This is a genomic window from Lactobacillus xujianguonis, from assembly GCF_004009905.1.
In the GTDB taxonomy this organism is placed as follows: domain Bacteria; phylum Bacillota; class Bacilli; order Lactobacillales; family Lactobacillaceae; genus Lactobacillus; species Lactobacillus xujianguonis.
Genome location: NZ_ML136874.1, coordinates 36,078 through 50,789, shown reverse-complemented (window position 1 = coordinate 50,789; position 14,712 = coordinate 36,078). Strand labels below are relative to the sequence as shown.

The 14,712-nt window shown below is 37.3% G+C and carries 15 protein-coding genes and 1 pseudogene; 13 read left to right on the top strand and 3 right to left on the bottom strand.

The annotated features are described in order from the left end of the window. Positions 1-3 precede the first annotated feature (3 nt). Entirely contained in the window at positions 4-1,362 is a 1,359-nt protein-coding gene (locus tag EJK17_RS02575; RefSeq protein WP_127796166.1) for an MFS transporter, read from the top strand. 57 nt (positions 1,363-1,419) lie between these two features. Here the strand turns inward: EJK17_RS02575 and udk are convergent, their stop codons facing one another. Beyond that, positions 1,420-2,049 (bottom strand): uridine kinase, encoded by a 630-nt coding sequence (gene udk / locus EJK17_RS02570; RefSeq protein WP_103661525.1) that lies wholly within the window; start codon positions 2,047-2,049, stop codon positions 1,420-1,422. A gap of 264 nt (positions 2,050-2,313) precedes the next feature. On the opposite strand from udk, the gene EJK17_RS02565 reads away from it, so the two are divergent. From EJK17_RS02565 to EJK17_RS02525, 9 genes and pseudogenes are all read left to right on the top strand, one after another. Next, the gene (locus tag EJK17_RS02565; RefSeq protein ID WP_103661524.1) at positions 2,314-3,054 is read left to right on the top strand and encodes an amino acid ABC transporter ATP-binding protein; all 741 of its coding nucleotides are present in this window, start codon (positions 2,314-2,316) and stop codon (positions 3,052-3,054) included. 9 nt (positions 3,055-3,063) lie between these two features. Then, positions 3,064-3,876 (top strand): transporter substrate-binding domain-containing protein, encoded by an 813-nt coding sequence (locus EJK17_RS02560; protein ID WP_103661523.1) that lies wholly within the window; start codon positions 3,064-3,066, stop codon positions 3,874-3,876. A 2-nt stretch (positions 3,877-3,878) separates the two neighbouring features. Continuing rightward, positions 3,879-4,520 carry an amino acid ABC transporter permease gene (locus EJK17_RS02555; RefSeq protein WP_103661522.1) on the top strand — a complete coding sequence of 214 codons (642 nt, stop codon included), beginning with the start codon at positions 3,879-3,881 and terminating at the stop codon, positions 4,518-4,520. An 18-nt stretch (positions 4,521-4,538) separates the two neighbouring features. Beyond that, entirely contained in the window at positions 4,539-5,201 is a 663-nt protein-coding gene (locus EJK17_RS02550) for an amino acid ABC transporter permease (RefSeq protein WP_103661521.1), read from the top strand. Between the two features lie 62 nt (positions 5,202-5,263). Then, positions 5,264-6,190, top strand: coding sequence for an alpha/beta fold hydrolase (locus EJK17_RS02545; protein WP_103661520.1), 927 nt, complete (start codon positions 5,264-5,266; stop codon positions 6,188-6,190). 65 nt (positions 6,191-6,255) lie between these two features. Next, the gene (locus EJK17_RS02540; protein WP_127796165.1) at positions 6,256-6,723 is read left to right on the top strand and encodes a Dps family protein; all 468 of its coding nucleotides are present in this window, start codon (positions 6,256-6,258) and stop codon (positions 6,721-6,723) included. Positions 6,724-6,821: 98 nt separating this feature from the next. Next, positions 6,822-7,517 carry a ribose-5-phosphate isomerase RpiA gene (gene rpiA / locus EJK17_RS02535; protein ID WP_103661518.1) on the top strand — a complete coding sequence of 232 codons (696 nt, stop codon included), beginning with the start codon at positions 6,822-6,824 and terminating at the stop codon, positions 7,515-7,517. 108 nt (positions 7,518-7,625) lie between these two features. Then, positions 7,626-8,549: a nucleoside hydrolase gene (locus EJK17_RS02530; RefSeq protein WP_103661517.1), complete on the top strand. Its 924-nt coding sequence runs from the start codon at positions 7,626-7,628 to the stop codon at positions 8,547-8,549. Further along, a pseudogene (locus tag EJK17_RS02525) lies at positions 8,549-9,275 on the top strand (GntR family transcriptional regulator). The gene EJK17_RS02530 and the pseudogene EJK17_RS02525 overlap by 1 nt, the downstream one beginning before the upstream one ends. 31 nt (positions 9,276-9,306) lie before the next feature. On the opposite strand, the gene EJK17_RS02520 reads toward EJK17_RS02525, so the two are convergent. Both EJK17_RS02520 and EJK17_RS02515 read right to left on the bottom strand, forming a co-directional pair. Further along, the gene (locus tag EJK17_RS02520; RefSeq protein ID WP_103661516.1) at positions 9,307-9,666 is read right to left on the bottom strand and encodes a bacteriocin immunity protein; all 360 of its coding nucleotides are present in this window, start codon (positions 9,664-9,666) and stop codon (positions 9,307-9,309) included. Next, positions 9,659-10,435, bottom strand: a complete 777-nt coding sequence (locus tag EJK17_RS02515; protein ID WP_103661515.1) for a DeoR/GlpR family DNA-binding transcription regulator — start codon at positions 10,433-10,435, stop codon at positions 9,659-9,661. The genes EJK17_RS02520 and EJK17_RS02515 overlap by 8 nt, the downstream gene beginning before the upstream one ends. Positions 10,436-10,727: 292 nt before the next feature. Here EJK17_RS02515 and EJK17_RS02510 point away from each other — a divergent pair, with 292 nt between their 5' ends. From EJK17_RS02510 to EJK17_RS02500, 3 genes are all read left to right on the top strand, one after another. Continuing rightward, positions 10,728-13,124, top strand: a complete 2,397-nt coding sequence (locus EJK17_RS02510; RefSeq protein WP_103661514.1) for a phosphoketolase family protein — start codon at positions 10,728-10,730, stop codon at positions 13,122-13,124. Positions 13,125-13,275: 151 nt separating this feature from the next. Continuing rightward, entirely contained in the window at positions 13,276-13,767 is a 492-nt protein-coding gene (locus EJK17_RS02505; protein WP_103661513.1) for a PTS sugar transporter subunit IIA, read from the top strand. A gap of 96 nt (positions 13,768-13,863) precedes the next feature. Continuing rightward, positions 13,864-14,709, top strand: coding sequence for a patatin-like phospholipase family protein (locus EJK17_RS02500; protein ID WP_103661512.1), 846 nt, complete (start codon positions 13,864-13,866; stop codon positions 14,707-14,709). The last annotated feature ends 3 nt before the right edge of the window (positions 14,710-14,712 follow it).

Below are 14,712 nucleotides of genomic sequence, written 5' to 3'. Positions count from 1 at the left end.
TAGATGACTAAAGAAGAAAAAGAAGTCGTCCGACAGTGGAATCCTCGTTATAAAAGAAACGTCTATATTTATCTCTGTATTTACGGAATTTTAGGCGCAGTTACTGGGATTACTAATGATGCGGCTTTATCATATTATAAAATTGTCGCTCCTCATCTTATTTCGGGGTTAAATATTTTTAATGCAGCGACCGCTATTTTGATGTCACTGATGATCACGACCGTTCATAAATGGGGTTATCGTAAAATTTTATTAGTTTTACCACCAATGACCGCGATTTTTATGGCCTTGACTTGTGTAACAACTAACCAAGCAGTAATTATGATTGCTTATACCATTTCTTGGACTGCCATTGGAGTTTATGATCTGATGTATCCATTGATGTGGACGTCATATGTTCCAGGTAAGATTAGAACTAAGATGTTCTCAGTGGTCATGATCGTTAACTTGATCACGCAAACCATCTGTACTTTTTTGGGTGGGAAAGCCATCGTGCTTTTCTTCAGTATGATTAGAAAAATTAGTTATGGCGAAGCTTCAACTTTGTCTGCTAGACCTGAAACAATGGTAGGTCAAACTTTAGTTGACTATACTAATTCATATCGAATTTTATTGTTAATCACTGCTGCAGTTACGATGTTGGCTTTTATCTTGGCTTTATTTATTAAGGATATTCCAAGTGATTATCGTTCAGAAGGTACAGCTTCCAATACTAAAACCGATAAAAAGGCAATGTACAAGAAATTGCTTAACAAAAAAGCAGTTATGTGGATTGCTTATATTGCGGGAGTTCAATTAGGTGCACGATTAATTGCAGTTTATGTTCCAATTTATTTGAATAATTACTTACATATTCCGCGGGATGTAACTTCGACAATTAATACTTTTGTGCAAGCCGCAATGTTAATTGGTTATTTCTTTGCCCCATTCTTAGAAAAGAAATTAGGTGCGATCGTTTCCGTAGCGGCCGGAACTTTAACTTGTGTTCCAGTTATGTTGCTGTTAGCTAATGGCCGTCACCTCGGTAGTGGCATGGTATTATTCGTCATTGTTGGTATTTTGCTCTTCTTGAGAACTGGATTAGCCAATGCGACGATGCCAATTCAACAAGAAGTTCAAATGGTCATTGTTGATAAAGACTTGCGTCCAGCCTTTACAGCGGTAGTTCAAATTGCCTATGCCGTAGTTGGGGTAATCGATGGTTTGTTTACCGAATTTTACTTGTTCAATACGCAAGACGGCTATGCTAATGCTTATTACATTGCTGCAGTAATTTATGTTATTGCCAGTGTGGTATTACTTGTCTTCTTTGCTAAGAAATATAATCGAATTTTGGAAACTAGTCACCAGCAAGAAGAATGATCTTTTTCAAACATAAGAAAAAAGCGCTCAAACTTTAATCAGTTTGAACGCTTTTTGCTAACCTAAAATTGATTTAATTTTAGTGGTTAACATGTCGATGGCAACATTATTTGCTCCGCTTTCAGGAACAATAATATCAGCATACCGTTTAGTAGGCTCGATGAATTGATGATACATTGGCTTAACCGTACTTAAGTATTGGTTAATTACTGAATCAAGTGAACGGCCTCGTTCTTTCATATCACGTTCTAAACGGCGAATGAACCGAATATCATCGTCCGTATCAACATAAACTTTGATATTCATTAGATTACGAATTTCTTCGTTAAAGAGAACCAGAATTCCTTCTAAGATGATGATATCAGCTGGCTCAACATGAATGGTTTCATCACTACGAGTATGCGCAGTGAAATCATAAGTTGGCATTTCGATTGGCTTACAATGAAGCAGTTGATTTAATTGTGCTTCAAGTAATGGCATATCGAAGGCATCAGGATGATCGTAATTAATCTTCATGCGGTCTTGCATTGATACGCCAGTATTGTCTTTATAATACGAATCTTGCGTCATAATCATAATTCGATCATTATCATGAATTCGTGCAGCAATTTCATGAGCGATGGTAGTTTTACCACTACCAGACCCACCGGCAATCCCAATAATCACAGGCTTATCAAGTTTTTTCATTCTTTTCTCCTTTGTTTTCATCACCTAACATCTTAACGGTTAACTATAGTAAAAACAACACTTTCGCTGGAGTTTTCAGAAAAAATCGCTCGCCTAATCGATACGTACATTTTAAATAAAATACGCATAAACATCTAGCAAATAGCAGATCATTTATCGAATAAAGTTTAAAAATGTGTGTAATTGATTTGGTATAGCTTTTTAATATTAGCGAAAAAAGGTAAAATAATAATTAATTAATTTTAACAGAAAGGTTTATAGAGTATGACACCGATTATCGAATTTCGTGATGTAAATAAATATTATGGCAAGTTACACGCGTTAAAGAATATTAACTTAACAATCAATGAAGGTGAAGTTGTTTCAATTATTGGCCCATCTGGTTCAGGGAAAAGTACTTTGATTAGAACTATGAATGGTTTAGAAAGAATCAATAGCGGTCAATTAATTGTTACTGGCCATGATTTAGCTGATAAAGCAACTGATATTAATAAAATTCGTAAAAATGTAGGCATGGTTTTCCAGAATTTCAATCTATATGAAAATCACACTGTGCTTGAAAATGTCACTTTAGCACCAAAAATTGTGTTAAAACGTCCAGATGATGAAAATAAAGAAATTGCGATGCGTTATTTAGAAAAAGTTGGCATGGCCGATAAAGCCAACGCTTATCCACGACAGGTGTCAGGTGGGCAGAAGCAGCGAGTGGCAATTGCTCGTTCTTTAGCAATGCATCCTAAAGTGATTTTATTTGATGAACCAACTAGTGCTTTGGACCCAGAAATGATTCAGGATGTATTAGATGTCATGAAGTATGTTGCTGAACAAGGGATTACGATGGTTGTAGTAACTCACGAAATGGGCTTTGCACGTAAAGTGGGTACGCGTTTAATTTTCTTTGACAAAGGGGAAGTTTTAGAAGACCGCAAACCTGAAGAGTTTTTTGCTCATCCTGATACTGAACGTGCTCGTGATTTCTTGAGTAAAGTTATTTCCAAAGATTAGGTGATAACAATGAGAAAAAATAAACGAATTATTTTACTTGTTGTTAGTCTTTTGCTTGTTCTGACTTTGTCGGCATGTAAAAAGGATGAGGGCAATACTTATCAACAAGTTAAACGTGATGATGCGATTACTTGGGGGATTCGAGCAGATACGCGGTTATTTGGTTTGACTATCATTCGCACTGGTAAAATCGAAGGGTTTGAAGTTGATTTAGCCCAAGCATTAACGAAACAAATGTTAGGCAAAAAGGCCAAGGCTAACTTTGTAACGACTACAGCTAACACGCGAATTCCATTATTAAAGAATCACAATATTGATGCAGTATTAGCCACGATGACGATTACGCCTGAAAGAGAAAAACAGGTTACTTTTACTAAGCCATACTTTCCAGCTGGATCATCATTATTAGTCCCTAAATCTAGCAAGATTACTAGTGTACGACAATTAAATGATCAAACTGTCTTAGCAGTTAAGGGAACAACAGCTGTTGATGATGTGCATAAGTTTGCCCCTAAGGCTAGAGTTTTACAATATGATGATTATGGCCAAGCAATGTCAGCTTTAAAGGCTGGTCAAGGTGTTGCTTTGACTACTGATAATGGGATTTTAGCCGGAATTGCACAAGAAAATCCGGGTTATAAGTTAGTTGGTGGCGTTTATGTAAACGCACCATACGGGATTGCTGTTAATAAAGGGCAAAAACAAATGGTTGAACATTTAAATCAAGCTCTTGCAGAATTAAAAGCCAATGGCATTTATCAAAAATTGCTTGATAAATGGTTCAAAGGCATTCCTGGTTTTAACGTGAAGGAGATGAATTAAAAGTGTGGCAAATAATCACTAACAATTGGTCAGCCTTTCTAATGGGCTTTTGGAATACAATTTTGTGCAGCATTATTGCCTTATTCTTCAGTTTAATTCTTGGCGTAATTTTTGCCTTATTAGAAGTTGCACCACCTAAGTTCGGGCGTGTGATAGCTAGGATTTACGTTGAAATTTTTCGTAATATTCCCTTATTGGTTATCGTGATGATCTTTTATTTGATTGTTCCCCGCTTTATTGTTAAATTATCAGGCTTTCAAGCCGGAACAATTGGCTTAACGCTATACACTTCAGCTTTTATTGCTGAAACGGTTAAGTCAGGAATTAATTCGATTGGAGAAGGGCAAATGGAAGGTGCTCGCTCCAACGGCATGACCTATATTCAGGCGATGCGCTATGTCATTTTGCCGCAAGCAATGAAAATCGTAATTCCACCATTAGGTAATCAGTTTGTCAACTTGATTAAGAATTCATCTGTTTTAGCTTTTGTTGCCGGATTTGATTTAATGTATCAAGCGCAAATCATTGCCTTTGCAACGCTAAAGACGATTGATACCTATGTGGTTGTTGGTTTATTTTATTTGATTTTGACCATGCCACTTAGCTACTACATGCGTTACCTTGAAAAGAAATTTGCAAACTAGTGTAAGAAAGGAAGAAAAATGGAAACTTTTATTCATGCTTATTCATGGATTGACATTCGCTTCTTATTACAAGGTTTGTGGGTGACAATTTATGTTTCATTGATTTCAATTGCCTTGAGTTTTATTGTGGGGTTATTCTTAGGCTTGATCCGCTATATGGATATCAAAAAGTTTAGAATTTCCGCAATTGTCGGCTTTATCATTGACCTGATTCGTAATTTACCATTACTGTTAATTATTTTCTTTACCTACTTCGGTTTACCGCAATTAGGCATTGTTACTAATCCGGTTACGGCCTCAATTATTGCCCTGGTAATTTTTGAGGGAGCAATGCTGGCGGAAATCGTTCGAAGTGGGATTTCCTCAATTGATCCTGGACAAATGGAAGGTGCCAGATCTAATGGGATGACTTTTGGTCAAGCGATGTTTCATGTTGTGCTGCCACAAGCCTTACATAATATGATTCCAGCCTTGTTATCGCAATTTGTCTCTTTAGTCAAAGATACCTCTTTGGCAACAATCATCGTTTTGCCGGAATTGCTCTATCATGCGCAAATTATTTACAGTCAAAATACGACTTATTTAATTCCAATGTATGTCATTATTGCGATCATGTACTTCATTGTTTGTTTCTGCTTATCACTTACTGCTAGCTATTTGCAGAAGCGATTCCAAAATTAAGTTAAATACTAACTACATGGTAAAATGGACCTGTAGTTAGTATTTTTTTGTGGTAAATAAAGATGGATGTTAATAAGCAATTAACAGATTTAGAGAGAATAAAATTAACGCAAAAATCATATCAAGAATTAGCTTTAGGTGAGCGAATTACAATCGGTGATCATTTTATTGGGATTGTTAGTAATTCAGTGTACGCCAGTGACGGGATGCGAGCCTTTGTCATCACTAATCCTAATGAAGTGACTATTTTGTATAAGGGTTCCTATGGCTTAGTGAAAGGTAATCCTACAACTTGGCGAGATGAATGGCTAAATACTAATATTCCAATTTTATTAGCTTTATTAGCAAATGAGCGACGTGTTCCCAGTCAACTAAAGAGTGCAGCAGAGCTTTTAAACCGGACAATTAGCCAGTTTAAAGGACAACGGGTTTATCTTTATGGACATTCATTAGGAGCAATTAATGCTCAGTATGCCTTGGCTAATTGTCACCACCCAGAAGCTATTGCCGGTGCATATCTTTATGAAGGAACTAATATCTGGTTATTACTTGATCAAAAGCAGCGCCGCCGAGTAAGTGAAATGCGGTCCAAGATTTATAACTATGTTGATATTTATGATCCAGTAACTTTAGGCATTACAGCTTCGCCTCATATGGTAGGCAAGTTGTGCTATGTTGATAGTAAACAAATGAAGCCAATTAAGCAGCATATGTGGGGTGGTTACCAATTTGATGAGCAAGGAAATGTAAAACTTCGGGCAGTTGATGAGGCATTCTTAGAAGAAAGTCGAAATGAACACCGGATTCTAAGACGCTCAAACGATCTTGCTAATACTCTGGAAAGAATGGGACAAGGCGATTCAATTAGAAAAGTGGCCTTGGACAAGCTAAATACATTGCAACAAAAATTACCTGATCATCGTGGTATTGCCAAATTAACCTCTTTGATTGATAAAAGCTCTTTTATAAAAGATAACAAGCATTCTTGATGCAAATCAAATTTGAAACTGCCATCATGACATTAAACAAGTTGTTGTTGAAAAAGAGGTAAAATATGAAATATCCAGAAACAAAAAAGGTTTTAAATCAATTAGTCGCAGACTTAACGCAAATGCACATGGTTGTTCACCAACATCACTGGTATATGCGTGGTGAACGTTTTCTTAAGTTACACCCATACCTCGACCACGTTATGGATGAATTAGCTGACCAACTTGATCAAGTTTCAGAAAGATTAGTTACTTTGGATGGTTCACCTGTTTCAACTTTAGGTGAAATTGTCAAAATGACTAAGATTCCCGATGAAAAAGGTAACTGGGATGAAACAATTAATGAACGCTACGCCAAAATTATTGATGGTTACCACTATCTTGATAAATTATACGAAAAGGGAATTGAAGTTAGTGCTAAGGAAGGCGACGATTCAACTAACGATATGTTAATTGCCTTCCATACTGCTGTTGAAAAGCGGATTTGGATGATGTCAGCTGAAATCGGCAAAGCTCCAGAAATTGATCAATAATCGCCAACTTGTAATAGTAAAATGTCTAGGAAAATACTTTCCTAGGCTTTTTTGTTATAATTGAGTCAAAAAAGTGATTAAGCATTGTGGAGTCAAAAATGAACAAAGAAGAGCAAGATAAATTAAAAAAAGAAGCTGCTACTAAAGCTGCTCAAATGGTCAAAAATAACTCTGTTTTAGGTGTCGGAACTGGTTCAACAGTTGCCTTTTTTATTGATGCTTTAGGTGAAAGAAAGGCTAAAGAAGGCTTAACTTTAAAGCATATTGTAACTACTAGCAACCGGAGTAAAAAACAACTTGAAGGTTTAGGCTTTAAAGTCGATGAACTTTCAGAAATTGATCAAGCTGATTTAACCGTTGATGGTGCTGACCGGGTAGCTGATAATTTAGACGGAATTAAAGGTGGCGGCGGTGCTTTAACTTTGGAAAAGAATGTCGCTATTAATTCTAAAAAGATTATTTGGATTGTGGATGAATCAAAACTGGTTCATCGCTTAGGTGGTTTTCCATTGCCTGTTGAAGTCTTACCAATTTCTTGTGAACAAAACTTTAAGAAGTTTGAGCAAGAAGGTCTAAAGCCGCAATGGCGCATGGATGAAAATGGGCATCGTTACGTAACTCACTATGGTAACTACATCATCGATTTAGCTGCAGATCCAGTACCAGCCCCACACGGCTTAGCAGATTATCTTGACCACACAGTTGGCGTAGTTGAACATGGTTTATTCCTTGATATGTGTGACGAAGTTATTATTGCTCACAGCGACGGCACGATTGAAGATAAGAAAAAGTAAAAAAGACCGGTTTTTTGAAAAAGTTGGTGCGCACCAGCTTTTTTATTGCCTTAATTTTTCTATAATTGGTATTAGGAATTACAGGAAGAAAAAAGAGAGGAAGATTTGATGACTAAAAAGCCATTGATTATTAGCACCGATCCAGGAATTGACGACATTGCCGCAATGACGATCAGCCTCTTTGCTAAAGAATTAGATGTGAAAATGATTGTGCCAACATGGGGCAATGTTGCACTTGAATATACTTTACAAAATACTTTAAATTTAGAAAAATTCTTACATACTGAGGTACCAGTAGTTGTAGGAGCTAATCAACCATTAGTAAGGCCGGCGATTAGTGCTGATTCTGTTCATGGTAAGACCGGGATTGCTGGTTTCGAATTTCCAGAAGCTGATCAAAGCTTGATTAAGCCAGGACTGGCTGCCACGGTGATGCATGATGCAATTATGACCAATCCTGAAAAGACAACTTTACTTGGAATCGGACCATTAACGGATTATGCTCTGCTTTTTAAGCAGTACCCAGACGTTTTGGAAAAAATTGAGCAGGTAATCATCATGGGTGGTAATATCGGTCACGGTAATCACGGACCATTTTCTGAATATAATATTGCAGGGGATCCTGAAGCAGCGCAAATTGTCTTTCATAGTGGTTTGCCAGTTAAAGTTGCGCCACTTGAAGTTGGGAATAAAGCTCACTTAACTCCCGAACAAATGCAGGCAATTAAAGCTTGTGGTGAAGTTGGGGCAATGTTATATGCAATGTTTTCTAATATCCATGAGCCTGATGGCGATCCACGAATTAAGATTTATGATCCAACTGCAGTGGGGATCTTGCTAGCACCAGAGTGCTTTGTCATGAAAAAGGCTAATGTTGAAATTGAGTTAGCTGGTCGTTATACATACGGCGCTAGTGTGATGGACTTTTTAAGTGATGACACTAATGCCGAAATTGCAGTGGATGTGAAGACGGATAAATTTGCAGCTTGGTTTATTCAGAGTATCAAGCAAGCTGAGCAAGGAAGAAAATAATGGCTGATTTTGTTTATCGGAGCGTTATGCACGATATTAAACAGAAGATTTTAAGTAATAGTTATGATGGGATGCGCTTGCCAGATGAGCGCAGTTTAGCAGAATACTATCAAGTTAGTCGTTCCTCAATGAAACGCGCACTGGGTTTACTAGCTGATGAGGGAATCGTCTTCAAAAAAAGAGGTAGCGGGACCTTCATTAACCCTTTATATTTAAAAAATCAGGCTTTATTTAGATATGAAGGGTCAAATTTAGGATTGACAGATAGTTTTCGTGTCCCTGGTAAAAAGCAAAGCATTAAATTATTGGATTTTCATGTTATTCAAGCTACACCGGAAATTGCTCAAGATCTATTTTTAAACGAAACCGATTTTGTTTATGAATTTAAACGTTTACGGTTACTTGATGGACAACCATTTTTAATCGAAACGGGTTATCTGCCAATAAAAATCGTTCCAGAATTAAAAGCTGAAATACTTCAAAGTTCTTTATTTAATTATTTGCAGGACGAAAAAAATAAGACGGTCACGAAGGCCTTCTTAAATATTACGGTTGAGCCATCAGACCAAGAGGATCAGATCGAAATGGCCCTTAAGCCAGTTGAGCCGGTTGGGAGTCATGGAAGGGATTTTCTTTTTAGACGATGGTACACCGTTTGAAGTGTCTAATATGCGGGTACATTATCGGTACATGCGCTTTAATACTTTTGTAAATGTTAATCGATAATAAAAAAGCGGGCTTTAGCTCGCTTTTTTCATTAAATAAATTGATTTTCACTATCTAGTGGACTGAGATAAACATAATTAAGATTAATGTGTTTAGTGATGTCAGTTAATTTTTTCATCCAAGATTGTTGTTCTTTGGTTAAAGGCAAGTGGTTAAGACAAACCCGGGCTTGAATGTACATCACCAATTTACTGGTATAGGCCAAAGGATGATCATGACTATCAAATTTACGCATTACTAAGCCAACCGCATCACGAATTTGCTTATAGCGATGAATGTTTAATTCATTGTACATGTTACTAGAAAAACTCCGATAAAATTGATCCAAAATTTGATAAGCTTGCCCAGTTAACTGGGTTTTAGCTGTTTTATGAGTGAAAAGTTTAAGCATAGTGGTCTCCTTTCATAACCGAGATAATCTGTGTTTGTTTTTTAAAAATTTGACGTCGTTCTGGTGCTAACGGCATGTCGGTAATCACCACATCAATTTGATCGAGAGACGCAGAACGGTAAGGGGAGGAATTATGATTAGTAAATTTGTAATTTTCGGCGATTAATACTACTTGTTTCGCATGGTTAACAGCTGCTTCAATCATTTCTGCGTCTTGCAAAGACGGAGTATAAATTCCATCATTTCTAACTTTAGAAGCACCGACAAAAGCAGTATTGAAGTAAAAACGATTCAGCTCATTTAAGGACGACGCAGAGAAGATATAACGTTCCTTTTTACGAATTTCGCCACCCAATAAGATTACTGAAGGTAATGGTTCTGCCATTAAGGCTAAAGCATTATCAATTGAATTAGTGACAATTTGTAAATCATTGCCACCAAGTTGAGTGCAAAGATGACGTAAAGTAGTTGATGGCCCAATAAAGTCACATTGTCCAGGATGGATAAAGCGTTTGGCTTTGTGAGCCATTTTTTCTTTTAATGGAGATTGAATTTGATTTCGCATTAGAAAACTTGGAACGTCATTTTGGTCAATGGCCATTAAACCGCCATGAATGCGAACAGCTTGTCCAGTTGAAGTTAAGCGTAAAACGTCACGTCTAGCCGTATCAAAAGAAACATGAAAATGATTAGCTAAATCACGAGTAGAAAGTTGCTGCTGCTTAGTTAACATTTTCTTGATCATTATTAAACGCTCTTCTTGATTCATTTTTCTTCCTCCAAAAATAAATTAACATTTTTTCAACTTTAAATACTTATTTTATCAGTGTTTTAGCAAGAATGATCAGTATTTGTCAGTAAATACTGATGTAAATTCTTAACCACTTAATATTTAAGCTTGATTTAAAAGGATTTATGCTTTCGGAATCAAGATAAATCCTTATTGATAAAATTGGGTGGTACCAATTTAAAAATAAGTTGAACTTTTAGGCAAAAATGGTATGATAAGAGTGTAAAGAAAAACGGTTTCAAAAAATAGAATCTGTCTATAGGAGGACATTATGCCTGTTGATTACGATTCAAAAGAATATTTAAAGAGCGTTGATGCCTATTGGCGTGCTGCTAACTACTTATCAGTTGGTCAACTTTTCTTAATGAAGAACCCACTACTTAAGACTCCTTTAGTAGCTGAAGATGTTAAACCTAAGCCAATTGGTCACTGGGGTACAATTGCTCCACAGAACTTTATTTATGCTCATTTAAACAGAGTATTGAAGAAATATGACTTGGATATGTTCTACATCGAAGGTTCAGGTCACGGTGGCCAAGTAATGGTTTCTAACTCATACCTTGATGGTTCATACACTGAACGTTATCCAGAAATTACCCAAGATGAAAAGGGTATGGCTAAATTATTTAAACGCTTCAGTTTCCCAGGTGGTGTTGCTTCACACGCTGCTCCTGAAACACCAGGTTCAATTCATGAAGGTGGGGAATTAGGTTACTCCCTTTCACACGGTACAGGTGCGATTTTAGATAATCCTGATGTCATTGCTGCAGTAGAAATTGGTGATGGTGAATCAGAAACTGGTCCACTTGCAGCTTCATGGTTCAGCAACAAGTTTATTAACCCAATCAAAGATGGTGCTGTTTTACCAATCTTGCAAATCAACGGTTTCAAGATTTCTAACCCAACAATTGTGGCCCGCATGAGTGATGAAGAATTAACTGAATACTTCCGTGGCTTAGGTTGGGATCCACACTTTGTTTCAGTCTTTAAGGGCGGACGCTTTGATGGTGAAAAAGATCCAATGCAAGTCCATGAAGAAATGGCCAAGACCATGGATGAAGTTATTAAAGAAATTAAGGACATCCAAAAGCATGCGCGTGAAAATAACGATGCTACTTTGCCACATTGGCCAATGATCATCTTCCAATGCCCAAAGGGTTGGACTGGTCCAAAGAAGGATCTTGATGGTAACCCAATTGAAAACTCCTTCCGTGCTCACCAAATTCCAATTCCAGTTGCTCAAGGCGATATGGAACATAAGGAAATGCTTGAAGATTGGCTTAAGAGCTACAAGCCAGAAGAATTATTCAATGAAGATGGTTCACCTAAGGAAATTGTTACCGAAAATACCGCTAAGGGTGACCACAGAATGGCTATGAACCCTGTAACTAACGGTGGTAAGAATTCAAGACGCTTGAACTTGCCAGACTATCGGAAGTTTGCGTTGAAATTTAAGCCAGGCCAAATGGAAGCTCAAGATATGGTTGAATGGGCTAAATACTTAAACGAAATTGCTAAGCTTAACCCTGATACTTTCCGTGGCTTTGGTCCAGATGAATCTAAATCCAACCGTTTGTTTGAACTTCTTGATGATCAAAAACGTCAATGGGAAGAAGATATTCACGAACCAAATGATGAAAACTTGGCTCCAAGTGGTCGAGTAATTGACTCACAATTGTCAGAACACCAAGATGAAGGCTTCTTAGAAGGATACGTTTTGACTGGTCGTCACGGCTTCTTTGCCACTTACGAAGCATTTGGCCGTGTAGTTGACTCAATGCTTACACAACACATGAAGTGGCTTAGAAAAGCTAAGGAACAATACTGGCGTCATGATTACCCATCCCTTAACTTTGTTGCTACTTCAACTGTATTCCAACAAGACCACAACGGTTACACTCACCAAGATCCAGGTATCTTAACTCATATGTTTGAAAAGAACCGTCCAGACCTTGTTCATGAATACTTACCAGCTGATACCAACTCATTATTAGCTGTTTCTAACAAGGCTTTCCAAGATCGTGAGTGTATCAACATTTTAGTAACTTCTAAGCAACCTCGTCCACAATGGTTCTCAATTGAAGAAGCTACTAAGCTTGCTGATAAAGGCTTGAGCTACATTGACTGGGCTTCAACTGATAAGGGTGCTAAGCCAGATGTTGTCTTTGCTTCAACTGAAACTGAACCAACGATGGAAAGTTTAGCTGCGATTGATATCCTGCATAAGCACTTCCCAGACCTTAAGATCCGTTACATTAACGTAGTTGATGTGATGAAGTTAATGAGCCCTAAGGATAATAAGAATGCAATTTCAGATAAAGAATTTGATCGTCTCTTTCCAAGTGATGTACCTGTAATCTTTGCATGGCACGGCTACAAGACGATGATGGAATCAATCTGGTTTGCTAGAAACCGTCATAATGTTCACATTCACTGCTACGAAGAAAATGGTGATATTACTACACCATTTGACATGCGGGTTTTGAACCACCTTGATCGTTTCGATTTAGCTAAGGATGCTGTTGAAAGTATTCCAGCTTTAGCAGGTAAGAATGCTGATTTTATCAATGAAATGGACAACTTACTTGCTAAGCACCACCAATACATTCGTGATAACGGTAAGGATATTCCTGAAGTTACTGAATGGAAATGGGAAGGCCTTAACTAATTAACAGAGAATAAATTTAAAAATGTCTGGAAAATATTTCCCAGGCATTTTTTGTGGTTCAATTATGAAAGGGCTTTTATAAAAGCCGACGGTTATGATATGATTAAAGTACTGTGATTGCAATTTGAAAAAGATTTAGAGGTAGAAATAGATGTTTAATTTCTTCAAAAAACATAAAAAAGAAGAAGAGCTAAACGTTCAAGCTGTCGTTGATGGAAACGTGATGCCGATTACAGCGGTAAAGGATGATGTTTTTTCAACTAAGATGTTGGGCGATGGTTTTGCTATTAAGCCAAGTAACGGACAAATTTTTGCTCCTGTTGCCGGCGAAATTTCTACGCTCTTTCCTACTAAGCATGCGATTGGCATTAAGACAAATGAGGGCTTAGAGGTTTTAATTCACTTAGGTCTAGATACAGTTGAATTAAAAGGCATGCCTTTTTCAGTTTTAATTGAGCAAGGTGACCAAGTTAAAGCTGGTCAACAATTGGGGACAATGGATTTAAAAAAGATTAGTGACCAAGGCTATGATGATACTTGCATTGTCGTTTATACCAATATGGATCTACTTAAGTCAGTCTCACCAATTGAAGGGCAAGCTGTGCAACATGGTCAAGTAGTTCAAAGCATTCAATTCCAATAGTGAATAAAAAAAGATTGAAGGCTTAATTTCGTGGGTGAAATTAAGTCTTCTTTTGTTTTAAAATTAAAGTATTATTTAGTTTAAAGAGGTGGTCATGTGAAGAAAGGGCTTATCCTTGAAGGTGGCGCAATGCGGGGCTTATTCACCGCTGGTGTGCTTGATGTGTTAATGGAAAATCAGGTTAAATTTGATGGTGCAGTCGGTGTCTCAGCGGGAGCTGCTTTTGGTGTAAATTATAAATCTGGGCAAGTGGGGCGAGTATTACGCTATAATTTGCGTTTTGCTGGTAAGCCATATTTCACCAGTTGGAAATCTTGGCGGCATTCAGGTAATTTGTACCATGCCAATTTTTGTTACCATATTTTGCCAGATAAATTAGATAAGTTTGATAAAAAAGCTTTTATGGCTAATCCAATGGAATTTTGGAGTGTAGCAACTGATGCTGCCACTGGCAAGGCTAATTATCATCTATTAAAAGATTGTGGTTATGCCGATTGTGAATGGATTAGAGCTTCGGCGTCAATTCCATTTTTTGCCCATCCGGTTGCCATTCAAGGCAAATTATATTTTGATGGTGGTGTATCCGATTCAATTCCGGTTGCTTTTGCGGAACAGCGCTACGATAAGAATTTATTAGTGACTACCCAACCAAAAGAATACCGCAAGGGTAAGGATAAATTATGGCCAATTGAAAAATTAGTTTTACACAAATATCCCGCAGTTTTGGACAAGATCAAAACTCGCAGCGAAGATTATAATCGGGTTTTGGATAAAATTGATGCAGATGAGAAGAGCGGTAAACTATTTGTAATTCGTCCACCCCAGCCATTGTCGATTGGTACCTTGGAAAATGACCAAGCCGAAATTAAGCGAGTTTATCAAATTGGTCGCAAAGTCGCAGAAGAAAAATTAACAGCAGTAGAAAAATATCTTGAGGAATAAGGA

Coding starts and splice junctions, on each gene's coding strand:
- EJK17_RS02575 (WP_127796166.1), top strand. CDS start 4: ATGACTAAAGAAGAAAAAGAAGTCGTCCGACAGTGGAATCCTCGTTAT.
- udk (WP_103661525.1), bottom strand. CDS start 2,049: ATGAAAAAACTTGATAAGCCTGTGATTATTGGGATTGCCGGTGGGTCT.
- EJK17_RS02565 (WP_103661524.1), top strand. CDS start 2,314: ATGACACCGATTATCGAATTTCGTGATGTAAATAAATATTATGGCAAG.
- EJK17_RS02560 (WP_103661523.1), top strand. CDS start 3,064: ATGAGAAAAAATAAACGAATTATTTTACTTGTTGTTAGTCTTTTGCTT.
- EJK17_RS02550 (WP_103661521.1), top strand. CDS start 4,539: ATGGAAACTTTTATTCATGCTTATTCATGGATTGACATTCGCTTCTTA.
- EJK17_RS02545 (WP_103661520.1), top strand. CDS start 5,264: ATGGATGTTAATAAGCAATTAACAGATTTAGAGAGAATAAAATTAACG.
- EJK17_RS02540 (WP_127796165.1), top strand. CDS start 6,256: ATGAAATATCCAGAAACAAAAAAGGTTTTAAATCAATTAGTCGCAGAC.
- rpiA (WP_103661518.1), top strand. CDS start 6,822: ATGAACAAAGAAGAGCAAGATAAATTAAAAAAAGAAGCTGCTACTAAA.
- EJK17_RS02530 (WP_103661517.1), top strand. CDS start 7,626: ATGACTAAAAAGCCATTGATTATTAGCACCGATCCAGGAATTGACGAC.
- EJK17_RS02520 (WP_103661516.1), bottom strand. CDS start 9,666: ATGCTTAAACTTTTCACTCATAAAACAGCTAAAACCCAGTTAACTGGG.
- EJK17_RS02515 (WP_103661515.1), bottom strand. CDS start 10,435: ATGAATCAAGAAGAGCGTTTAATAATGATCAAGAAAATGTTAACTAAG.
- EJK17_RS02510 (WP_103661514.1), top strand. CDS start 10,728: ATGCCTGTTGATTACGATTCAAAAGAATATTTAAAGAGCGTTGATGCC.
- EJK17_RS02505 (WP_103661513.1), top strand. CDS start 13,276: ATGTTTAATTTCTTCAAAAAACATAAAAAAGAAGAAGAGCTAAACGTT.